Source organism: Enterococcus sp. BWR-S5, from assembly GCF_016745255.1.
GTDB lineage: Bacteria > Bacillota > Bacilli > Lactobacillales > Enterococcaceae > Enterococcus_L.
In genome coordinates, this window is record NZ_JADOEQ010000002.1 from 328036 (window position 1) to 351552 (window position 23517).

General features: G+C 42.2%; 22 protein-coding genes. 8 read left to right on the forward strand and 14 right to left on the reverse strand.

From position 1 onward, the window contains the following. The first annotated feature begins 159 nt into the window (after positions 1–159). The 4 genes from IW510_RS04140 to IW510_RS04155 all read left to right on the forward strand — a co-directional run bounded on the left by IW510_RS04140 (position 160) and on the right by IW510_RS04155 (position 2924). Positions 160–843, forward strand: a complete 684-nt coding sequence (locus IW510_RS04140) for a DUF1538 domain-containing protein (RefSeq protein ID WP_202057190.1) — start codon at positions 160–162, stop codon at positions 841–843. Beyond that, entirely contained in the window at positions 840–1625 is a 786-nt protein-coding gene (locus IW510_RS04145) for a DUF1538 domain-containing protein (protein WP_202057191.1), read from the forward strand. The genes IW510_RS04140 and IW510_RS04145 overlap by 4 nt, the downstream gene beginning before the upstream one ends. A gap of 4 nt (positions 1626–1629) precedes the next feature. Then, on the forward strand, positions 1630–2010 hold the full coding sequence (locus IW510_RS04150) for a P-II family nitrogen regulator (protein ID WP_202057192.1): 381 nt from the start codon (positions 1630–1632) through the stop codon (positions 2008–2010). A 206-nt stretch (positions 2011–2216) separates the two neighbouring features. Then, positions 2217–2924, forward strand: a complete 708-nt coding sequence (locus IW510_RS04155; protein WP_202057193.1) for a GntR family transcriptional regulator — start codon at positions 2217–2219, stop codon at positions 2922–2924. A gap of 35 nt (positions 2925–2959) precedes the next feature. On the opposite strand, the gene IW510_RS04160 is transcribed toward IW510_RS04155, so the two are convergent. Further along, entirely contained in the window at positions 2960–4159 is a 1200-nt protein-coding gene (locus IW510_RS04160) for an enolase C-terminal domain-like protein (RefSeq protein ID WP_202057195.1), read from the reverse strand. 270 nt (positions 4160–4429) lie between these two features. Between IW510_RS04160 and IW510_RS04165 the strand changes: the two genes are divergently transcribed. Next, the gene (locus IW510_RS04165; RefSeq protein ID WP_202057196.1) at positions 4430–6253 is read left to right on the forward strand and encodes a glucose PTS transporter subunit IIA; all 1824 of its coding nucleotides are present in this window, start codon (positions 4430–4432) and stop codon (positions 6251–6253) included. A 97-nt stretch (positions 6254–6350) separates the two neighbouring features. On the opposite strand, the gene IW510_RS04170 is transcribed toward IW510_RS04165, so the two are convergent. The 4 genes from IW510_RS04170 to pepV form a co-directional block, all read right to left on the reverse strand. Beyond that, positions 6351–6857: a QueT transporter family protein gene (locus tag IW510_RS04170; RefSeq protein WP_202057197.1), complete on the reverse strand. Its 507-nt coding sequence runs from the start codon at positions 6855–6857 to the stop codon at positions 6351–6353. 203 nt (positions 6858–7060) lie between these two features. Then, positions 7061–7816: a 3-oxoacyl-ACP reductase gene (locus IW510_RS04175; protein ID WP_202057198.1), complete on the reverse strand. Its 756-nt coding sequence runs from the start codon at positions 7814–7816 to the stop codon at positions 7061–7063. Next, positions 7813–8034 carry a DUF2829 domain-containing protein gene (locus IW510_RS04180; protein WP_202057199.1) on the reverse strand — a complete coding sequence of 74 codons (222 nt, stop codon included), beginning with the start codon at positions 8032–8034 and terminating at the stop codon, positions 7813–7815. Before IW510_RS04180 ends, IW510_RS04175 begins: the two co-directional genes overlap by 4 nt. A 259-nt stretch (positions 8035–8293) precedes the next feature. Further along, entirely contained in the window at positions 8294–9706 is a 1413-nt protein-coding gene (gene pepV, locus IW510_RS04185; protein ID WP_202057201.1) for a dipeptidase PepV, read from the reverse strand. 142 nt (positions 9707–9848) lie between these two features. Between pepV and IW510_RS04190 the strand changes: the two genes are divergently transcribed. Continuing rightward, a complete protein-coding gene (locus tag IW510_RS04190; RefSeq protein WP_202057202.1) occupies positions 9849–10676 on the forward strand; it encodes an NAD(P)H-hydrate dehydratase in 828 nt (275 codons plus the stop codon). A 142-nt stretch (positions 10677–10818) separates the two neighbouring features. Here IW510_RS04190 and IW510_RS04195 read toward each other — a convergent pair whose 3' ends face one another. The 3 genes from IW510_RS04195 to IW510_RS04205 all read right to left on the reverse strand — a co-directional run bounded on the left by IW510_RS04195 (position 10819) and on the right by IW510_RS04205 (position 14441). Then, positions 10819–11541: a pseudouridine synthase gene (locus IW510_RS04195; RefSeq protein ID WP_202057203.1), complete on the reverse strand. Its 723-nt coding sequence runs from the start codon at positions 11539–11541 to the stop codon at positions 10819–10821. Between the two features lie 113 nt (positions 11542–11654). Continuing rightward, positions 11655–13304, reverse strand: a complete 1650-nt coding sequence (locus tag IW510_RS04200; RefSeq protein WP_202057204.1) for a putative polysaccharide biosynthesis protein — start codon at positions 13302–13304, stop codon at positions 11655–11657. 258 nt (positions 13305–13562) lie between these two features. Then, positions 13563–14441 (reverse strand): Rgg family transcriptional regulator, encoded by an 879-nt coding sequence (locus IW510_RS04205; protein WP_202057205.1) that lies wholly within the window; start codon positions 14439–14441, stop codon positions 13563–13565. 644 nt (positions 14442–15085) lie between these two features. Here IW510_RS04205 and IW510_RS04210 point away from each other — a divergent pair. Together IW510_RS04210 and IW510_RS04215 are read left to right on the forward strand one after the other, a co-directional pair. Beyond that, complete coding sequence (locus tag IW510_RS04210; RefSeq protein WP_202057206.1) at positions 15086–15769, forward strand: DUF3862 domain-containing protein; 684 nt, start codon at positions 15086–15088, stop codon at positions 15767–15769. 218 nt (positions 15770–15987) lie between these two features. After that, positions 15988–17511 (forward strand): UDP-N-acetylmuramoyl-L-alanyl-D-glutamate--L-lysine ligase, encoded by a 1524-nt coding sequence (locus tag IW510_RS04215; protein WP_202057208.1) that lies wholly within the window; start codon positions 15988–15990, stop codon positions 17509–17511. A gap of 85 nt (positions 17512–17596) precedes the next feature. Here IW510_RS04215 and IW510_RS04220 read toward each other — a convergent pair whose 3' ends face one another. The 6 genes from IW510_RS04220 to IW510_RS04245 all read right to left on the reverse strand — a co-directional run bounded on the left by IW510_RS04220 (position 17597) and on the right by IW510_RS04245 (position 23398). Continuing rightward, complete coding sequence (locus tag IW510_RS04220) at positions 17597–18217, reverse strand: AAA family ATPase (RefSeq protein ID WP_202057209.1); 621 nt, start codon at positions 18215–18217, stop codon at positions 17597–17599. A gap of 5 nt (positions 18218–18222) precedes the next feature. Continuing rightward, positions 18223–19089 (reverse strand): class II fructose-bisphosphate aldolase, encoded by an 867-nt coding sequence (locus IW510_RS04225; protein WP_202057211.1) that lies wholly within the window; start codon positions 19087–19089, stop codon positions 18223–18225. Positions 19090–19112: 23 nt separating this feature from the next. Next, complete coding sequence (locus tag IW510_RS04230) at positions 19113–19508, reverse strand: tetratricopeptide repeat protein (protein ID WP_202057215.1); 396 nt, start codon at positions 19506–19508, stop codon at positions 19113–19115. A gap of 20 nt (positions 19509–19528) precedes the next feature. After that, positions 19529–20818 carry a PTS sugar transporter subunit IIC gene (locus tag IW510_RS04235; RefSeq protein WP_202057217.1) on the reverse strand — a complete coding sequence of 430 codons (1290 nt, stop codon included), beginning with the start codon at positions 20816–20818 and terminating at the stop codon, positions 19529–19531. 24 nt (positions 20819–20842) lie between these two features. Further along, positions 20843–21145, reverse strand: a complete 303-nt coding sequence (locus IW510_RS04240; RefSeq protein WP_202057219.1) for a PTS sugar transporter subunit IIB — start codon at positions 21143–21145, stop codon at positions 20843–20845. 159 nt (positions 21146–21304) lie between these two features. Beyond that, positions 21305–23398, reverse strand: a complete 2094-nt coding sequence (locus tag IW510_RS04245) for a BglG family transcription antiterminator (protein WP_202057220.1) — start codon at positions 23396–23398, stop codon at positions 21305–21307. Positions 23399–23517 lie beyond the last annotated feature (119 nt).

Sequence of the window (23517 nt, forward strand, 5' to 3'; positions counted from 1 at the left end):
CTTCCACCATCATTCGATTCAAAAAGAATATAAAAGAACGTACGTTCTTTTCCGTGTTTCTATTTTAACATTAGGTAACAATCGGAAGTCAAGTCCCTATTTACATTTATTTTAGGTTATACTAAAAATGTACACTAAATTATTTAAGGGGGAGGATACATGCGAAAATCTTTTCAAGACGTTCTAATGGCTATTACGCCAATGACTGTACTGATTGTCATTTTGTCTTTTGCATTTGCACCATTACCGACAGAAGACTTGGTTGTCTTTCTTTTCGGTGCCGGAATTATGATTATTGGAATGGCACTGTTTCTGTTTGGTGCAGATCACTCTATGATGGCTGTTGGTGAGCTTGTCGGAAAATTTATGGTCAAGAAAAAAAATCTGGGTATTATTCTCGGTTTGGGATTTTTGATTGGTATCGTAATCACAATTGCCGAACCATCCGTACAAGTTCTGGGGCAACAGGTCAACGAAATTTCTGAAGGGGCGATTTCACGGACACTGATTCTGGGTGTCGTCAGCGTTGGTACAGGAATATTTCTGGCACTGGCACTGTTACGTGTTGTTTTTAAATTTTCTTATTACAAAATGATGCTGATTGGTTACTTATTCGTTCTAATCGCTTCATTTTTCACCAGTCCCGAATTTATGCCAATCGCCTTTGACTCAGGCGGCGTAACAACCGGACCTATCACCGTTCCATTTATTCTTTCACTGGCAATCGGAGTCACTTCGATGATCAAGCAAAACAAACATGAAAATGACAGCTTCGGCATGGTGGGCGTTGCCTCACTGGGACCTATTCTGGCTGTTATGGCATTGGGGGTTATCTTCCGATGAATTTTAATACGATTCAAGCCAGACTGTTTACAGGTCTGGGGACTGTAACCAAAGAGGTGTTGATGGCCGTTTCGCCAATCATCATCATCTTCATTCTCTTAAACTTCACAAGCTTCAAGCTAAGAAAGCGCCGCTTCGCTAAAATCATGATTGGTTTTGGCATTACAGTCGTCGGCCTCATCCTATTTCTTCATGGCGTAAACATCGCTTATGTTCCTGTCGGACGACATTTAGGTGCGTCTCTTGCAGCACTGGAAAACAATTATATTCTCATTCCTTTAGGCTTCCTGATGGGCTTTCTGGTAGGCTTCGCTGAACCGGCAATCCATGTAATGGTTAAAGAAATCGAAAACATCAGTGAAGGACGAATTCGTAGTAAAATTATGCTGCTTTTCGTTTCTGTCGGTGTTGGAGCCGCTGTCGGTTTATCTATGTGGCGCTTATTAGCCGGCTTCTCTCTTTACTACTTTTTGATTCCCGGATACATTTTGGTCTTTCTTTTAGGACGAAAAGTCGATAAAATGTTCTTGGCGATGGCATTTGATAATGGCGGTGTAGCAACTGGCCCGATGTGCTCCACATTCATCTTATCCATGTGTGTTGCGATTGCCGGACAAATTGACGGCCGTGATCCTTTGGTTGACGGATTCGGAGTAGTGGCAATGATTGCCCTTGCGCCTATTCTCTCTACGCTTGTACTGGGCTATATTTACAAGCTGAAAGATGACCGTGACCAAAAACAAAAACTGGAGAGACAAAAATTATTGGAGGAAGAAGGATAAAAAGATGAAAAAACTAGTTGCATTAAATCTAGAGCTGATCGTAACGATTGTTGACGGCGGCAGCGGATCAGATGTTATTGATATTACCAAGGGAGCCGGAGCCTCCGGTGGTACAATTCTTCACGGAAGAGGTGCCGGTGTGCATGATGCCGGACGTTTCCTTGGCATTGAAATCGAACCGGAAAAAGACATCGTCCTGACACTAGTGCCGGAAGCACTGACAAACAAAGTGCTGGATGCATTAAGTGTTGAGATGAAAATTTGTCAGCCGGGCAATGGGATTGCCTTCGTTATCGATTTAGACAAGGTTATCGGCATCTCAAAAATCGCAGAGTACAGCAAAGTTGTTGAGCTGGATAACCTGCTGGATGAAGACAAGCGTTAATTAGCTATACCAAAAAGGTCTGGGATATAATCAATTCCCAGACCTTTTTTGCATGCTCATATCCAAATAAACGGCGGGGAAAAAAGCGGGCCAAGTGTCACACGGTGCCTCGAGTAACCCCAGAGGCACGCACTACACAGTTCCCATCCCTCTATTGACAGCCGTTAAATTCCACTTATACTAAAGAGGACGAAGGAGGGAACCCCTTGAAAAAAAGAGATTTCATTGTTCAGGATCTTTTAAGCAAAATCTATCAAAATCATTTTGAAGATGGAAAACTTCCGGACCAACGAGCACTTGCCGCTATGTATCAGGTCTCTCGCTTCACGATTCAAGAAGCGATTAAGAACCTGCAGGAAATCGGTGTCATCCGAACCGTACAGGGCTCTGGTATGTATATCCAAGAACGCTTGAAAAAAAATCCTTTGATTTTCAATTCATTGACTCGAACACCCTATAATCGAATCAGCTCCAAGCTGCTTTCCCTTGAAAAACGTTTATCAACAGCTGAGGAAGCCCAAGTTTTTCAATTTCAAAAGCCCGAAGAAATTTGGGTGTTTGAACGCGCACGTATCGTTGATTATTCTTTTGAGCAAATCGAGCAATCGAAAATGCCGGTTCGTTTGTTTCCTGATCTCTCAAAAAAGCACATTGAGCATTCGATTCAAGAATATGTTGAAAAGAAAGGTTATCAAATCTCTCACTATATCACCAGCTATACCCCTACATCGATAACAAGGAATCAAGCAGAACTGCTGCTATGCAAAAGAGGAACGCCAGCCATGCTAATTCAAAATCGATGCTTGCTGAAGGACGGTCGCGTTTTTGAATATAGTGAAATTACTGCCATTGACTACACCTGTACGTATATACGTCCCTTTGACAGAGAAGTCCATGAAGCAAGAAACAGCTGACCCTTTTCAGGACCAGCTGTTTTTCTTTTTTATCATTACGGCGTAACAATCGTTCCATCAGGTGTTCGACTCTGTGTCCATTCATGAGGTCTGTACACCACAGGAAACTCCTGTGCTGCCGCTTCATCAAAGGTTACGCCAATTCCCGCTTCTTCTATTGGATAAAAATAACCATTTTTAGGCTTTGGTATGTTTCCAAAAACACGTTCTGCATTTTCCTGAATCGGAATATTTTCCTGAATAGCCGCATTGTGCAGATGGATATTCAAATGCGTATTAACCGCTAAGCCAACAGGTGTGATATCTGAGGGGGTATGCCAAGCCATCCGAATCCCCATTGCATCACAGAAGTGAGCCAGCTTAATTGCCGGAGTAATTCCGCCAATTTGAGAAACATGAGCCCGCATGTAGTCAATTTGGCGCTGAATCACTAACTCTTTCCATTCCATCGGATTATTGAACAACTCTCCTGTAGCGATTGGCGTAGTCGATTGACTGCGCAGCTGTTGCAACCACTCATTTTGATCTGGCGGCAGAATGTCTTCTAAAAAGAACAGCTGATACTGCTCTGCAGACTTAGCAAATTGCAGCGCCTGATTTGGATGTAGCCGCTCGTGAACATCATGGAGGATTTGGAAGCTGTTGCCATACTTTTCACGAATTGCTTCAAACATTTTTAACGTCGTTTGCATATACTCCTGCTGATCAAAATAGGAGCCCTCAAGCGGAGCCTCAGGTGTTTGTAGATTCGTAGGACTGCCGCCATAAAAACCTAATTGGCAGCGAATATATTGATAGCCCTCTTCGCGAATTTGATCGATTTCTTTGAATAAAGAAGGCAAATCTTCTGCTACAGCATGAGTATAGGCAGGTATTGCCGTACGTGCTTTCCCTCCTAAAAGCTGATACAATGGCATGTCTGACAGCTTTCCTTTAATATCCCATAATGCCATGTCCACACCTGAAATTGCATTATTTGTCACAGGACCGTTACGCCAATAAGAATTTACATTCATCATCTGCCATAAATCTTCGATTGCATTTGCATCCCGTCCAATCAACAGCGGCTTCAGGTATTCATCAACCACTGTTTTTACAGCCAATGGTCGAAATTGGAAGGTGGCACAGCCTAAACCATCTACACCCTTATTTGTTTCGATTTTTACAACAACCAGATTGTGACGATCCGGTTTAATTGCAAAGCTTTTCACATCAGTAATTATTGTCGGTGTCATTTATCATCATCCTCAGCATCATGTTTGTTTTACACAGGCTATTGAAACACGCCGACACAGCCCTTGTCAATTTGGACTGAACTTCAGATGATAACACACATAAAACCAGTCCAATTATTTACAAAAAACCAAACAAACCCCTTTATAAAAAGGATTTATAATAAAAAACTCATTTTTAGGACTGGTTTTCAAATAGAAAAATCCATGCTATTATCAAGCTTGTAAACGGAATCAATCGGCCGAATGAAATAAATAAAAAAGGATGATTAGATGAAACATGAACAAGCTGTCTCTCAAATGATTCAAGCAATTGGCGGCAAAAACAATGTGAACAATGCTTGGCACTGTATGACCCGCCTGCGCTTCAATTTGAAGGACAAAGAACAAATAAACTATCAGGCATTGGAAAAGATTCCAGGTGTCGTAGGAACGAAGTATCAAAGTGATCAGCTGCAGATTGTCATTGGCACAACAGTTGCAGAATATTATAGTACACTGGCAAAGCTGCTGGATTTGGATCAGCAGGAAGTCGCTGATACACAGAAAAAAGGACCGGTTTCCTTATTTATGGATACCGTCTCTGGGGTATTTGGACCGATCGTTCCCGCCATCGCCGGCGCAGGTATGATTAAAGGGTTAACTGCCGGATTAGTTGCATTAAATCTGATTTCTGCGGAATCCCCTACGTATATTGTTATCAATATGCTGGCAAGCGGTGTGTTCACATTCCTGCCATTCTTTGTTGCCGCTTCAGCAGCTAAGATATTTAAAACCAACCAGTACTTAGCGATTGCGATTGCCGCAACCTTACAGTTTCCAACAATGACTGAGGCGTTAGCCTCCGGTGATGTTTCTCAATTTCTGGTGTTTGGCTTCCTACCAGTCCCCGTCTTTAATTATGCCGGCACAGTCATTCCGATTATTTTTGCAGTCCTATGCTTAAGCTATATTTATCGTTGGGTGGATAAGATACTTCCAGAAGTATTACGAACTGTTTTCACGCCGACACTTTCATTGTTTTTATCCGGGCTGTTGACATTGGTCGTTATCGGACCAATTGGGATTCATTTAGGGAATTTATTAGCCGATGGTGTCAGCTGGCTCTTCTCCATTTCTCCGGTGCTTGCAGGTATAATTGTCGGCGCCATCCGTCCGATTGCAATCCTGACCGGACTTCATCACGCAATGACACCTATCGCTTTGCAAAACTTTGCCAACCAAGGCTACGATATGCTGATGCCTATGATGTTTATGGCAAATATGGCGATTACCGGAGCCACTGCTGCAATGTATACAAAAGTAAAATCAAAAGAAGAGAAAACAATCATTGTCTCTTCCGCTGTCTCAGGCTTGCTGGGAATTACTGAACCGGCTTTATTCGGTGTTTTGACTCGCTATAAAAAGGCGTTTCTTGCAGCAACTGTCGGCAGCTCGATTGCTTCAGCGTTCATCAGCTTTTTCGGCGTACGTATCTATGGGTATATTTTATCCAGCATTTTCAGCTTACCGGCCTATATCGGCGAATATTTTATCTTTGCTGTGTTAGGGATTATTATCGCGCTGGGCTCTTCCTTTGCGATTGCCTATTTCCTTGTTCCTAAAGAGCAAATAGATGGTGAAACGTTTTCGAATGAGCTTGAACTGACCGCCGTTACAGATGGCGAGTATATCCCTTTGGAGGATGTTAACGACTCTGTCTTTTCCAGCAAAATGGTGGGTGACGGCTTTGCCATGCGTTCCCTGTCAGGAGAGGTTTTCTCACCTGTTTCAGGTAAAATCACTACTATTTTTCCAACGAAACATGCAATTGGTATTACTGCGGATAACGGTCTGGAAATCCTGATTCACATGGGTATCGACACAGTCAGCTTAAACGGTGACGGTTTCGAACTGTTTGTTCAGGAAGGACAGCTTGTAACCACTCAGACAAAGTTGGCACAGATTGATTTACAGCGATTAGCTGATGCACAAAAGGACTCAGCAATTATTGTCGTAGTGACGAACATGGATAAGGTTGCTCGTTTTAGCGGTGAATATGATTTAGAAGGTAGTCATCTACCGGGAGCACCAATGGAAAAAGTGGTTCTTATTTAAAAAAAAACGCGAAAGGTCTCAACGAATAGTTTTCTATTCGTTGAGACCTTTTATACTAAAGAAACGCTCAAATACAGCATTCCATCATAATCTATAATTAATCCGTCAAATCGATTTTCTTTCCGACAAAATAAATGATAATCCCTCCTACTGTCATAGAAGCCAGTTCGCCCAAGCCGATGGTCAGCCAGTTGAAGAAAAGCGGCGCATTGTACAAGAAGGTCAGCTGTCCGGCAATCGTGCACATGGATAAGGCAAAGAGTACCGCTGTGATGCCCATTTTCACCTTTTGACTTTTGATAGGCTTTGTCACTGCTCGGCAAATCAGCAACACAATAAATGTGCAGATGCTGCCAAAAACGACGTCAATCCAACCAAGCGGAGAGGCCATATTGGCGATTGCAACACCTAGTGTCACAGAAACAATATAGCGTTTGTTATAGAGCGCCAGATAATTGAACATTTCAGATAAACGAATCTGCAGCCAGCCGTAGCCAAACGGGGCTAGTACGATGGTAAGGGCAACATAAAGACTGGTCACGAGCGCCATCTTCGTAAGCTCGGACACACTCCATGCTGTCGTGCGGGTTTTCTCATTATTCATTTGTCATTCTCCTTTAGGCTGTCTGCCTTAATAAACTGCGACCAAAGGAAAGAGGTTGTGATGGATTTACTCTATGCGATGAATCCTCGCAAAAGTAAAATCATTTATCAACGTTTTCACGCATCAAAATAATTGATATACAAACTCATTGAAGTGCCGCAGTGCGATAAATCGCTACTTTCTATCTTACCTAAAACAATTGACTATTTCAACAACCAGCCGCCATCAATTGGAACAACGGCCCCTTGCAGATAGGAAGATGCCTCGCTTGCCAGAAATAAGGTCAGGTCAGCAACCTCCTCCGGCTGTGCCCACCGCTTCAACGGGGTTTCGTTCGCCACCCATTTCGCCATTTGAGCATCCCCTACAAAATCGGCAGCATTCATCGGTGTCTGTATTGCACCGGGAGCAATGGCATTGATATGAATCCCATCCTCGGCGTAATCCAATGCCAGCTGTTTCGTATAGCCAGCCAATGCATGCTTGGCTGCTGTATAGGCAGCACCACCGCCGCCTGCCACTAAACTGGCAATCGATGCGGTATTGATAATTGCTCCCTGCTTATGCTTCAGCATATGAGGCAGCACGAGATTCGTCAGATGAAACACCGCTGTCACGTTGGTTGCCATGACTCGTGTCCACAACTCTTCTGAGGTTTCCAGTGTTGGCAAATAATCATCTAATATGCCGGCGGTGTTAATCAAGCAATCAATGCGCACCTCGTTCTCTAAAATTTCCGAGACAATCGCCTGCATTCTTTCATGATTAGTGACATCCAGCTGATAAAATGAAAATGTCGTATAGTCATTAGCCAGATTTTCCATCGCTGACACCTGCTTATCCAAACCGATAACTCTTGCCCCTTGTGCTAAAAAGCCTTTCGCCTGTGCATGACCAATCCCTGAATTCGCACCGGTAATCACGACTAGACGATTCTTAAACTCTGTGTATTGAATCATTTCACGACTTTCCAATCAGTGGCAAGAATGTCACAAACCGTTGGCGCAAAGCTGGAAAACCCTTCGTCTGCTGTTTTAATTAGAAAATAGGGAGTGACCGGTGCATTATCATACACCTCTCCTTCCACCAGAGTAACATACAGCTCAAAGCCGCCCCAGCCTTCACGAATGATTTTCTCCCCTGCTTTTAATTTCGGTAAAATCTCTTCAAATGTCATTTTATTTCCTCCTATAAAAAACTATTCTGTTGCGACTATAGCATAATTCAAAACGAAAGGAAAATGCACTTGGTCTTGATTCTCCCATCGTCATTCAATTACATATAAAAACAGGCTCATTCGTTCATTTTCATCCTTTCTACTTTCCACATCAGCAACTCAATCAATACCACCATACTAAATGTTCTCAAAAAAAAGAAACTATTATATTCCCGAAGGACATAATAGTTTCAAACTAATTTTTACTTGTTTCCAACCCCTATTTTGCCAAGCGATACATCGCATCTGCGTAAATAGCTGCTGCACGGAACAGGTCATCCAGCTCCATAAACTCATTTGCTTGGTGCATCGTATCTGTATAGCCAGGGAACATCGCACCATAAGCAACACCGCGTTTCAGTAAACGTCCATACGTACCGCCGCCGATGACTTTTTCTTCACCTTTTTCACCTGTATGGTCTTCGTAAACGCTTAGTAAGGTTGCTACCAACGGATCATCCACCGGTACATAGTGCGGCTCTTGGTTGCGATCGTCTTGAACAATTTTCACGCCCTCAGTACCAATCGCTTTGCGTACACCCTCTTCAAGAGTATCTGCTGTTGTTCCTTTTGGATAACGGAAGTTCAAGCTAATCATATTGCCCTCTTCAACATCCTTTTCGAATTTGAATAAGCCGGCATTCATTGTCAGGCGACCCATTTTTTCGTCCTCATGAGCAACACTTAATTTTTCACCATAGAAATCTTCATGGATGAATGCAGCTGTATGAATAAATTCTTTTGCTGCGCCACCAAATGAATAGTTGTTTAGGAATGTCGCAAGAAATGTCGCTGCATTGATTCCTGATTGTGGGCTGGCCCCGTGTGCGCCTTTACCTGTCACAGTAATTGCTACTGCATTTTCATCAGAAACAAATGTCCCTTCGATTGGCTGTTTTTCAACAAACGCTTCAAAGTGTTCCTTCATTTCAGCAATTGTTACTGTATCCTTCACTAAGATTGCTGCCTCAGCTGTTCCCGGAACCATATTCACACGCAAGCCTGAATGGAAGCTGACCAATTCATCGTCACCTTCGCTGGAACCGCCAAACTCAGCGTAAAGCGTCACATTTCCTTTTTCCCCATTAATGATTGGGAACTCTGCATCAGGAGAAAAGCCAAAGTCCGGTGCTTCCTCATGCTGGAAGTAGTAATCCATATCGCCCCAGCCGCTTTCTTCATCACTACCAATGACAAAACGGATTTTTTTAGATAGTGGCAAGCCTAAATCCTTGATAATCTTAAGTCCATAATAGGCAGCCATTGTTGGCCCTTTGTCATCGCTTGAACCACGCGCATAGATTTTTCCATCTTTGATTACCGGCTCATAAGGATCGGTATCCCAGCCATCACCTGCGGGTACTACGTCCATATGTCCGAACACACCCAAGGTTTCGTCACCTTCACCATATTCAATATGACCTGCGTAGTTATCCACATTTTTTACCACAAAGCCGTCTCTTTCGCCATAAGCCAGCATGTGTAATAACCCTGCTTTTGGTCCGGGACCAAACGGAGCATCCGCTGTCATTTTATCGTCTTCACGTTCGCTGTTAATACGTAGTAAAGCCTTTAAATCTTCAAGAAGCGCTTCTTTGCGGTCCTCTACTTCTTTTTGCCAATTGATTGTCATTCTATTCGTCACTCCTATTCATTAATCTACCTTCCCATCATACCATTATCTGGCAAAAAAATAAAAAGAGTCCGGTTGTTTTTTATTTTTAAACACTGTGGGTTGACTGATATAATAAATAAAAAGGAAGGGAGCGAGGAACGTGCAGAATTTATCCAACGAACTCTTGTCACAGGTCATTCGTAAAAGACCCGAAAAAAGCCATAAAGGGACCTTCGGCAAAGTTGTGCTGGTGGGCGGTAATGCCCAATACGGAGGGGCCATCATTATGAGTGCACAGGCAGCCGTTCAAGCAGGTGCCGGCTTGGTGACCGTCGTGACCGACAAAGCAAATCATTCACCCCTACACGCTCGACTGCCGGAGGCAATGGTTGTTGACTGGGAAAATCAGCCTTTGATTGATGAGGTGCTAAAAAATGCAGATGTCGTATTGATTGGTCCGGGAATGGGCATCGAGCAGCAGAACGAGCGCATGCTTCAGTTTCTCCTCAAAAAGCAGACCGAAAACCAATGGTTGATTATTGATGGTTCCGCAATCACTCTGTTTGCCAAACACCCGCACACATTAAATTATCCTGACCAGACGATTTTTACTCCACACCAAATGGAATGGGAGCGTCTGAGCGGACTGCCTATTGAAGAGCAAACGACAGAAAACAATCAGCAGAGTCAACGTCACTTGGAGGCTGTAGTCATTGTGAAAAGCCACCGAACAGAAATCTACACACCCCAAGAGACCTACAAAAATCCACTTGGAACTGCTGCGATGGCAACTGGTGGTATGGGGGATACCTTAGCTGGCATACTTACCGCCTTTCTTGCACAATTTGACAACAAGGAGCAGGCCATCGGCGCCGCAGTGTATCTTCACAGCCTGATTGGTGAAACACTTGGAGAAAAGCGTTATGTCGTCCTTCCAACCGAACTGGCCAATCAACTGCCTTATTACATGAAACACTTCGAGCGATAAGTAGAAAAGCTGAGCAGACTGAGTAATCGTTGAGTGATATGGACACTGGAAAGCCTATCTCAAAGCCGAGAACCTTAGCCAATAAAAAATAAACCGACTGTATCAGCAAGTTAATTAGCTTGCTGATACAGTCGGTTTTCCCCTATTTAGAAGGCTCTAGGAGTTGCAGCTCTGTTGCTGTCAACGGACGATAGTCTCCCAGCTCAAGTGCCTCATCCAAATAAAGCTCACCCATTCGCAGCCGCTTCAAATAGACAACCTGCTTATCTACCGCTTCAAACATTCGTTTCACTTGATGAAATTTCCCTTCCTGAATCACCAGACGAATCTCGGACTCTCCCTTGACTTCATCTACCGCGTCCACAACCAGCTTCCCCGGCTTCACTGCTTCACCACTTTTCAGCATCAATCCTTGGGCAAACAGCTTGATATCCTCCTCGGTTACGACGCCGGAAATACGAGCGAAGTATTCTTTATCCACATGCTTTTTAGGCGACAATAGACGATGCGATAGTTGTCCATCATTGGTCAGAATCAACAAGCCTTCCGTGTCCTTATCTAGTCTGCCAACAGGAAATAAATCTTCTCGAAAATCTTCATCTGAAAGCAAATCAATAACCGTTTCATCATACTTGTCCTCAGTTGCGGAAATTACTCCCTGAGGCTTATGCAGCATGTAATAGAAATATTTTTGATAGTGTAAAGGCTCTCCATCATAGGCCACTTGGTCCTCCCATTCATTGACCTGACTTTTCGCATCCTTCACTACCTGATTATTTACAGTAATAATTCCCTGCTTTAGCAGCTTCTTTACTTCTTTTCGACTGCCGAAGCCGGTTTCTGATAAAAACTTATCCAAACGCATGCCTTTCCCCTCCATCATTGGTTCACAGCTCTTCATCCCACAATAGCAGCTGTAAATAAACGGCGGGACAGAAAATACTTCTGATATGAAGCTTCCCTGTCCCGTCAGTACAATTATTTAATTTTCACTTTTGCACGAAGCTTATTCACATTCTTCCCTAGCAATCGATCCGCCAGTCGAATTTTTAAAGTCATATAGCCATAAACGCCTGCACCAACTGCCGCCACCAGTAAGATAATCAGGAAGGCCTGCATCTTACGATCCGGGTTAAGGAACAGATATAGAAATTGTCTTGTTACAAAGGCAAACACAACCATAATCAGCGTAATGATAAAGACCAGCAGGCTCCGCCGAAGCGTCAAACTCAGGTTGAATTTGGCAATTTGCTTAATCTTACGAATCATTAAGAAACAAGAAACGCTAAAACCAATCACTGTAGCAATTAACGGTCCATAAACCTCAAACATACGAATGCTTGGATACTGAACAAGCAGCTTAACCAGCAGACCAATACCGAAATACTGCATAGCCGCACGATTTCCGTACATCCCCATCAGCATATTCGATACTAGCATATACAATGCTAGGAACAGTCCAGCATAACACGCCTGAATCAACACATTCGTCCCTAAGCTATCGGCACGATAGAATAATGTATAGAGCGGCTTCGCCAAGACAATCATCCCAAAGGTAGAAGGCAGCATCACAAATGCAAACAGCTGTAGATTGTTACTGATAAGCTTCGACAGCTCACGATAATTTTTCAAGGTCATTGCCTCTGTGATTAATGGCAGCCCTGTTGATGCAATCGATGTTGCCAAGGCGATGACCACCATGGTCAGTTTATCCGGATTGGCATTGAATACCCCGAATAACTCACGAAGCTGGCTGTCAGAATAGGTTGTGAAGGTTCGCATGAAATTAGAGAAGGTAAACTGATCCACTAATTTAAATACCGTCACACCTGAACCTACAATAATAAAAGGAATAGCTTCCCTGAACGTTTCAATCAAAAGATCCTGTGGAGAGATTTGGTGCTTATTGGCACTATGCTCCTCCAAATAGTCAAACATTGGTCGTTGCTTGTGCATATAGAAATACAGCACAAGGAAGCTGACAATCATTCCAATAAATGCCGCAAATGTCGATTGCGTGACCGCATCCACATAATTACCGTTAAGTACCTTCATAATGATAAAGGCTGTCAACAGCATATAGAAGACACGAGCAACCTGCTCAGCGATTTGTGACAGAGCAAACGGCATCATGTCCTGATTCCCTTGGAAATAGCCCCTGATAACACTCATACAAGGAAATATCAGAACCGCTAAACTTAATGACTGCATTGTAGGTATCAGCTCATCACCACCACCGGACCATTTTGCCAGTGCCGGTGCAGCCAAGTACATCACCAGTGCAAATACCGCACCAAGGACAGCCATCATCTGCAACGCTTTACGGAATAGCTGGCGACTGATCTTGTATTCATTCATTGAATTATAATGCGCTGTTTGTTTCGCTATCGCGGCAGGTATACCGGCAGTCGAAATCAGCAAAAACAATGAATAGACAGTATAGCCCATAGAAAACAGACTGTTTGCCTCATCACCATGCGCCCCCATCCAGGCATACCATGGAATAATGTAAACCGCTCCTAATAAGCGGGAAATGATATTGCTGGCTGTCATCCAAGCTGATCCTTTGACCATTTTTTCTTGATTGGATAACGTTGCCTGTCCATTGGACCCAGGTTGATTGATCATTAACTCCTCCAACTTTCTCTTAAACATACTCTTCTTATTTTAATTGTAAAATCGAGTATATGCAATGGATTTATAAAATAATTATTTGATGCTTGAGAATTACCGCTAAGAAATAACGGACGCTGCTGCTCGCAATAGTCAATCCTCAAATTCTCACTGAATATTTCCTTCATATTATACTAACATTTAGTGCTATCCTGTGAAACGTTTTCCGATAAAATCACTGGCTGAACGCCACATCTTTAAGCATTCTTTTAACTATTGTTCGGACAGCTGCGACTCATGCAGTGCACGTTCATAAGCAATATTCAAACGATTGGCATAATCAGTATGATGAACCGTCTGATGGAAAAAGGAAATGACCTGCTGACAGCGGGCAATCCCTGCGGGGTCCTCTTGCTTAATCAGCAGCAAGCCCATCAAAAACTCAGCATAAGTATCAAAAGGTAAATCATACAAATCTTTTTTCACAGGTTCGCTATTTTTGTATGCAAGTAGGATTTTATCCGCATACTCCAGCTGATTGATTGTTATAAAGTGAGCCGCAACATGCAGCAGAAAGTCAGTTACCTGATGGCGAAGCACAATATGCTTGTCCATTTTCCTTCGAAATACTTGCAGCGTACGTAGAAAAAGCTCCTCCACCTCAAATGGCATCAATCCATAAATCGCCAAAAAGAACTCGTATTGTCCCCATTCATCGACTTCTTTCAAATACGTAGTGATAATGGTTATGTCCGCATCAAGGGAGCCTGAAAAAATTTTATTATAAAGATTTTTACTAATTATCGTCAAATGATAAAAACGCTGTTCCTTTGTTTTTTCGAACAACTCTTCATAGCGGCCAATTAATTGTTTAAAAACCAATGAATTTCCGGAATGTCCGACCACATCCAAGTCATGTTCTACTTCCCGAAGCCAACTGTCAACTGTTTCACCGGGCCATTCATAAATAAACTCTTCTACCGAGGTATTCATTCTATTCAACAGCAGCACATAGTTTGACAAGCTGATGTTACTATCTCCACGCTCAAACTTCCTCAAAAATTGCGGCGTAACAATCCCTTCCGCAGTTTCCGCCACCTTGAAGCCCTTCCTCTCACGAATTTCTTTAAATACCTGCCCTAATTGCTCCATATTGTTTTCTCCCGATTTTCTGCATTTCCAAAAGAAACTATAGTTTCCTTTAGAAGAATGAACCGTAACCTGCTGCTTTCTTTTGAAAGAATAGGTTCGATACCATTTATTTCCATTTTAGTATGTGTATAATCACTTTACCATTAAAGAAAGGGCTTTGTCATACAAAAGTTAGGTACTCCAGCTATGCATCTATCTGTTCTATCTGTCACACTCAGCTTTATCGCGACATATTCCAGTCTAATGATTTTTCCATTTCTAATTTCTATCATCCGAAAAAATATCTTTCTGCTGCTATTTCTTAGTATGACCTTGCTTATCGGTACTTTTGTTCTTAGTGCCAGACGAAAAAAAGAACTCTCAGTGCCTATATCCCATCATCGTTGAGTCATTTTTCTTTTGTCGCTGTCTAACAAAGTAGTGATATCCGTGTGCTTTCGTTCCCAAAAACCAAATAGACGATAAGTCCAATCTCTGTCTGCTTCGAATGACGACAGAAATTCAATTATTGGATTTGAGGTTTTTTCTCTTCACTTGATTCATTCTCATGAAAATTAATAAAAAGTTAGAAAACAGCTTGTATTTCACATTAAAGATTTGTATGATGGAAATGCTGAATTAAACTAACGGAGGCGGGAAGAAACATGGGAAGAAAAGAAGACAGACAATCGATGAAAACACCGATAACTAAAAAAGGATGGTTCTGGTTCCTGATTCTGCTGGTACTCGCAGGAGGCGGCTTTGCTGCTGTAAAACTGATTCCAATTCCGCTGGACTTTAATTTTGGTAAAGCAGCGACACAGGAGTCCTCAGTAACAAAAGAATCTTCGGAAAATAATATCACGGCAGACGACGCTGCTGAAATCATAGAAAACTATAAATCGATTGCATTGGGCGATCCATTAGTAGAGGATACAAAAGGTGTCAGCTATGATGATGTGGTTGCCATTCTTGGCGAACCAAGCTCTAATGTAGATTCCGAAATCAGCGGAACAACATCAAAAATGGTTATTTGGAATAATTTTAATGGTGCAGCAACAATTAGTGTGACCTTTAAAGACGATCAAGCGACAGGCAAGAGTATCTCAAAAATTCCTGTAGAAGAAAAGAAGAAAAAGATTACTACTGCCCAAGTAGATGCGATTCCTTTTGACGGTACCTATACCTACGAGCAAGCTGTTCAATATTTTGGTACGCCCGATTCTCTCAGCGATTCACTAATCAATGGTGTGCAAGCAGTGACAGCCATGTGGGCAACTAACATGGAACAAGGAGTAACCTTCCATTTTGATGACAATATTGCGATTTCAAAGGAATACACAGAATAAAAAATACTTGAACAGAGGCTTATCAGCTTCTGTTCTTTTTATTTCCAACTCACTTATCAGGCAGCTTCTCTTACTCCCGTCGCAAGTCCAACGATTCGACCGTTTGGATGCGTTCTGCTGCCTTGATGTTTTTGTCTTGAAATTGTATGATAAACAGTGACGTCGCCAATCGAGCGACTGGACGGAAAACGACGGCTCATCACATGGAGGTTGATAACATGAGTATCACATTGACAGATATCCGCACCTGCTTACTAAAAGAACAGCTTTTGAAAGAGATTGTAACCACCACAGACTGGTCTTTGTCTCTTCCTGATAAATTGACTGCAACACAAATCCACGAGCTCTCTTATGACTCACGAAAGGTTTCTGAGAGTACCCTCTTTTTTTGTAAAGGTTTAGGCTTCAAAGAAGAATACTTAAAAAAAGCTGTTGCTGACGGCTTGAAATTCTATGTCTCCGAAACACCTTATGAAACAGATGCTGAATTAGGCTTCATCGTAACCGATATCCGCAAAGCCATGGCTGTTCTGAGCATGTTGTTTTTCGATTATCCTCAAACCAAGATGACTTTGATTGCCTTCACCGGTACTAAAGGGAAAACGACCGCCGCTTACTTTACAAAGTTCATTCTGGATTATACAACCAATAACAAAACGGCGATGCTTTCTACAATGAACTCTACATTAGACGGAAAAAACTTTTTCAAATCTCAACTGACTACCCCGGAATCAATGGATCTCTATCGTATGATGGCGGAGGCGGTTGAAAACAAGATGACTCATTTTGTCATGGAGGTTTCTTCTCAAGCCTATAAGGTGCAGCGTGTTTATGGACTGTTTTACGATGTCGGCATCTTTTTGAATATTTCGCCGGACCACATCAGCCCAATCGAACACCCAACCTTTGATGATTATTTCTATTGCAAGCGACAGTTGATTGCTCATTCAAAGAAAATCATCGTTAATCGCGAATCTGATTACTTCCATTTATTGAAAGAAACTGCTGAAATGACCGAAACACCAATGGTTACCTATGGCAATACAGAAGATGGAGAAACAGATTATGTATATACAAAAGATTCACAAAACTCATTGGCTTTCTCTGTAAGCTCTAAACTGGATACACTTCATCTTGCCGGAGATTATCAGCTTCGTCTTGGCGGTGAATTCAATATGGGCAATGCGCTAAGTGCCGCAATCGCTGCCGGCTTATCCGGTGCTTCCGGTGAGGATTGCAAGCAGGGAATTGCAGATACAGTGGTTCCCGGCCGGATGGAGCAGTTAACCCACACGAATGGCGCAAAGGTTTATGTGGATTATGCCCATAACTATGTCAGCCTTCAAAGCTTACTACAGTTCGTCAAAGAAGAGCATCCGAACGGACGAATCATCGTTGTATTGGGAAGCCCCGGCGATAAAGCTATTTCACGTCGGAAAGATTTCGGGGAGGTCCTGTCTGACTTGGCGGATATCGCCTTGCTAACGACAGATGATCCCGCAACAGAGGACCCGCAGCAGATTTCAGAACAAATCGCCGAACATATTGAACCAACTGTTGATTTCCAAATTATCATTGATCGGGAAAAAGCGATTCAAGCGGCGTTGACTGCCAGCCAGCCTGAAGATGCTGTCGTGATTGCCGGAAAGGGTGCTGACCTTTTCCAAAAAGTTGGGAAGGAAGATGTTCCTTACGAAGGGGATTATGCTTTAGCGGAACGACTGATTGATGCGCAACAATAAACAGATAGACTAAAAATCGAAGAGAAAAAACAACCTGAGAAGAAAGCCGCTGCAAGTCGGTTTCCTTCTCAGGTTTTAGTATTTTTTATTCCTCGGACTTTATCTGCTCCTCCAGCTTATCCAGCAGCGGGGCATAGTCAACCTTCCCATAATCTGTCACATCAAATTCATAAAGCGTCCCCAGCTCGAAGTCATCGTACTTTCTATCTGAGATAATCTTCTTAAATGCTTCCTTGGTAATGTGATTCGTTGCCAGAGAACGATCCTCCAAAACATCGCCATAATGGTAATGCGTCATAATATAGCTCAAATGACGCTCCGGTTCTCGATCTCGTTTGCAGCGGCGCTCCCATAGTACCTCAAAATCGGCGGTAAGCCTGATAGTAATTACTTCATAGCCATACGTTTCAGCTAGCGACTGCAGCTGGTCTTTTTGCTTGTCGCTGAAAGGATATTCCGACACAACTACCTTCTTCCCCGCCTCCATATAGAGGTCTAACGCCTTATAGTAGAATGGATAAACCTTGGTTTGCTCCTGTGCCGCACGTTCCTCCAAGTGATTAAAACCAATGGACTCTGCATAATACTCCTTGATTTCATCCAACGTGATGGCATACATATCAGGAAATCGTTCTCGAAGCTTATTCATCAGATAGGTTTTTCCTGTACCCGGGCTTCCTGCCAAGAGGATAAAATACTTTTTCATTGCCCTCACTTCCCCAAATTTGTCGGACTTTCCAAATTCATGAACAAACCAATCTTATGAGAAACGATTTCTTTTACTACCTCATTCGCCGGAATAACATTATGACGCAATGATTTATTGACCTCTGTCTCACCAAAGGATTCTTTTGCGGTTTTTGTCCAATTTACTAACAGCTCTGTACCGACATTAAACTTACGTATACCGTTATTTATCAGCTCCGGATAGTCCTCCTCCTTCACCCCTGTACCACCGTGGATAACCAAGGGAACATCGACAACCGCATCAATCTCTTTCAACAATGGAATATTCACCTCTGTTTTAGATTTGAATTGTCCATGATTGGTACCAATTGCAATCGCCAAGGCATCTACCCCTGTAGCCTTAACAAATTCCACGGCATCCTCCGGTTTTGTATAGACCTTGTCATCTTCAGCAACATGAATTCCTTCCTCTGTACCGCCAATTGTTCCAAGCTCACCTTCAACAGAGACACCTTTTGCATGTGCATAATCAACAACTGCTTTGGTTTTCAAAATATTTTCCTTAAATGGTAAGTGGGAGCCATCGTACATGACAGAGGTATAACCACTGTCAATGGCCTCTTTAATATCATCAAAATCACGGGCATGATCCAAGTGGAGTACGGCATCTACCATTTCTTCCTCCGCAATGGATTTCATCACATTCACCAAGACCTTCATACCAATGTATTTCGCTGTGTCTACGCTAGTTTGAATAATAATCGGTGCACCCATTTCTTTCGCCGCCCGCAACATATCCGGCAGCATTTCCAAGTTATGTGTATTAAATGCACCGACTGTAAAGTTCAATTCTTCTGCTGTTTTTGTTACTTCTTTTAATGTTGTATACATAATTAAATCCGCCTTATCTCTTTTTAGTTATTTCCGGTAATCGTTACTTTTTTCGCTATTTGACGCATCTCGTCCATTTTTCCCATATAATAATCGATGCCCTGATCGTCACCGGCTCTTGCTGCCTCAGCTCGTTTTTCGTTATACAAACTCATCAGTTTTTTATAGCCATCACCGATGCTTTGCTTACTTTCCAAGCTTTTTTCCAGCTTTTCAATGGCCTGATCTTTTTCATTCACATCGGATAATTTAAGTCCCACTTGCTCAAAAAGTTCTGCCAGTTTATTATTATCTTGGGTGGTTAAAATTTCTTGATTCAATTGTTCAATTTCTGATTGAAGTTTTTCTACTACCTCCGGAGGCAGAACTGCGATTTCTTTCTCCGGTTTTTTGTCTTTCTTTTTAAAAAGTCCGAACATTGACTTTCCCTACTTTCAGATTAGAATGCTTTCAAAATCGGGCTCAGCAGCCATGCATACAGTAGTGCTGCTACAACCGTATCTACATCTGTTGCAGTTGCATTAACAAAGCCCATTGAATTAAAAATTGTTACCAATAATGCCGGAAGCAATGTAATAAAGAAACCATGTGCAATTCCTCCAATGATTGCGCCGCGTCTCCCTCCTACTGCATTCCCGAAAATCCCGGCAGTCCCACCAGCAAAGAAATTCGTCAGCATGCCCGGTAGAATCATCGCAAGACCAAACATCGGTAATGTAAACATGGCAATGATGGTTCCAATCGTTGTCGTGATAAATCCTAATATCACGGCATTTGGGCTATAAGGGAAAAACACAGGGCAGTCTAATGCCGGAATCGCATCTGGAACCAGCTTCATCGCAATCCCTCGGAATGCCGGTACAATTTCGCCCAGCAATAAACGAACGCCGGCAAGCAATACGTACACCCCGACCACAAACTGAATCGCCTGAAGAAAAGCAAACATAATATAATTTTGATTCCCGGATAATTCAGCGGCAAACGCTTCTCCGGCAAACAATACCGTAACGATATACAAAGGAACCATAACCACCATTACTGACAAATACGTATCCTGTAAAAATTCAAAATGTGATGGCAGCTTAATATCTTCAATGGACTTCTTATTCTCGCCCTTTTCGCCAAAAATCTTAGCAACACCTGCTTCGAACAAATACCCGATTGTACAAAAATGTCCTAAAGCAATATCATCAGAACCAGTCACCTTGCGGATAATCGGCTGTGCAATGGCCGGCATGGCGATTGCAAAAACAGCGCCGACAAATCCACCTACTAAAATCAGTACCAAGCCTCGTAATCCTGCAAAATACCCAAACACAGTCGTCATTGTTGCCATCCATAAAATCGCCTGACCTGTTAAAAAGATGTATTTCCATTTCGTAAAACGAGCCAGCAAAATATTAAAGACGAAAATCGCTAAGAAGGTTAAAGCAATATCTCTTCCCAATCCTAACTCATTCATAGCCTGACCGTTGATTGCCTCAATCGAAGGAATAATCCCCTGCATTTGAAAACCTTCAGTAAAAATCTGACCAAAATACGTTAAACTGCCAACAATAATCCCTGAACCGGCGCTTAATACCTGAAAGCCTAAAAGAGTTTTCAACGTTCCTGAAATAATCTGGCCTACTGATTTCTTTTGCAGAATCAGCCCCAGCATCGCTATCAGTGCAATCGTGATTGATGCCTGTGTCAAAATGTTCTCAATAATAAAATTGATAATACCCATCTTTCTTTCCCCTCATTTCTTTTTTTAAATAACTCCCTTGTCCTGTAAGACCGGAGTAATTTTCTCTTCAATCTCAACTTTGGAAACAATATTTTTCAAATAAATCATTGCTGTATCAGGGTCAATCGTAAATTTCTCGAATTGCGAACGGAAATTCTCAGCCGTAATAATCACATCCGGCTTCATGGAAACAGCAGAAGAAATATCGCAATGGTCCAGTTTTGCTTCTACCCCCAGTTTGTTCAGTACGTCCTCTGCTGACATTTGTGCTGCAAAACTGCTGCCCAGTCCTGCACCACATACGAATAAAATATTTAGTTTGTTCATTTGTTTGGTCTCCTTTATATTTTTGTAGAAATAATTCAGGTAACTGGCTGATTCTTTTTTTCCAACGATTCGTTGTCTTTGCTCTTTGTCATTATTTTTGACCGGCTTTGTTGCACATTTTTGTGTTCTTTTGCGCCTAAATCGTTAATCTCCTCCTTTTCATTTTCCTTCTTCTGTAAAAAGCAGCTGCTTAAATGCCTGAATCGTTGTGCAATCTATTAGCTGGTTCAGCTTGGCCTCGTCATTAATCAGCTCAATCAGCTCCTTCATGATTGTCAAATGCGAATAGGAATCAACAGCCGCAAGACAGAAGATAATTTTTACCGGGTCCATATCGAGATTCCCAAAGTTGATAGGCTGGTCTATCGTAGCAACACTGATTCCCAGTTTGTTGGCACCATCCTCCGGTCTTGCATGTGCCAGAGCCAGATGCTTGCCTATCACAATATACGGTCCGTACTCGTCTACTGCGTGAATCATTGCATCAACATAACGTTTTTCAATGATATTTTCTTTCAGCAGCGGCTTTGCGACTAACTCAATTGATTCCTGCCAAGTTGCTGCTGCTTCTCTAATCATGATGTGATTATCTGTTAGGATGTCTTTTAACATTGGTTGAATCTCCCTTTTATTGATTTCTAGATTGTTGTCTTCAAACAGCGTCTCCATTTGAGAATAAATACTTCGATCAACTCGACCGCCGCTTTCTTCTACAATGGTCAAGATTTTAGTAAACAGCTCGGTAGACTCATTACCACTCGGCTCCAGCCGTAGAAGCTCATCGTTTTTCCGCAAAAAATCTTCGATTATCGGACTGTTGACCTCTGTAAGGATTGGGTCAATCACCAGTGACGGTTTGTTGCTGTAAGTAAGATTGAACGTACTGAATATCAAATCAACATCCAGCTTATCTACCAGTTCTACCTCTTTAGAACTCAAAACTGCCACTACCTCAATTTGCGGAAACTTCTCTTTTAAATTTTCCGCCAACAGGTTTCCGGTTGCTATTCCGTGATTACACACCACAACCGATTTATAAATATAGGTCAAATCACGATTGATTGCACTGGCGACGGTCGAAAAATGAATAACGAGAAAGGCACGTTCATCTTCTGTCATTCGTCCACCAACTACCTCTTCAATTGTCGGAACAAATTGAGAAACCGCTCGATAGATTGGGTAGTAATTGGTTCGAATGTTTTCTTTAAGCGGATTGAAGACCTGAACATCATTCTTTATTCGAATGATGAGCGCTGCCATATGTTTATAGAGACTCTCACACAATAGTTCTTCCTTTAGATGAAAAGGGATATGTGTCTCATGCTCTACAAATTGAATCAGCTGAATCGTCAACAGCTGTGCCTGCACCCACTCCAACGTGTTGGATATATCTCTTGTATTGAACGTCTCAATCGTGAAATGGATATAATTTCGTTCCACCTGGGGTACCTCTGTCAATTGAAATTCAGTAACAACTAAATCAATGAAGTCAGAGAAATTATCATCTTCAAAATCTGCATTTTTCCAGCTTACTGCCGAGATGAGCTCATGTCTTTTTACACGTTGAATCCAAATTAACGTGAAAAGCAATAGCTGATTTTTGTAGATATCATCTTCTTGATTAGGCAGCTTACTCGAATAAATTTCCCCCAGCTTCCTGATGTCTTCTAAATCAAAGTACGTATTGAAGATTCGTTGCACGGGTGTTACTTTCGGATCTTTATTCATGGAAAAATCAATCATTCCCAACTGTTGATTAATCAAATCATACAGCATCGTTCGAATGGATCGTTCCGGTCCCTTGTACGACAATCCTTGCTTTCCATAGCTGACAACTTCAATTCCATATTTCAGTAAATCAGCTCTCAATCGACGCATATCTTCATCTATGGTACTTTTGGAAATTTGAAACTCTTCTTCTTTTCGATTGAGATAAATCGGAGCTTTTCCGTAGGCAATCGACAGAACGATGTCAAAGGTCCGCTCCTGTCGATTCAACAAATCGCCCTTGAGATTTTGCAGCGCAGCCTCCAATAATTTCCGGTCAGTTTCACTCTGTTTTATGAAGAAGCCTTTGCTTCGGATTGTCATTATTTCAGGTAACTGATTATTGGCTAGCCATTCATTTGCTTCAAGAATCTCGGTCCGAATCGTGCGTTGACTCACATTGAAATCAGCCGCCAGCACTTCTGCTTTAATTGGATACTTTGATGAACTCACTTTTTGAAGCAACTCAACTGTTCTTGTTTTCATAAAAGTATTTTCCTTTCTGATATCAGTATATGTTTCCGCTTACAAATTAAAAAGTAGACATTTCTTCCGCTTCAATTGGAAGAAATACAAACGCCAAGCATTTGAAACTATTTCGTTAG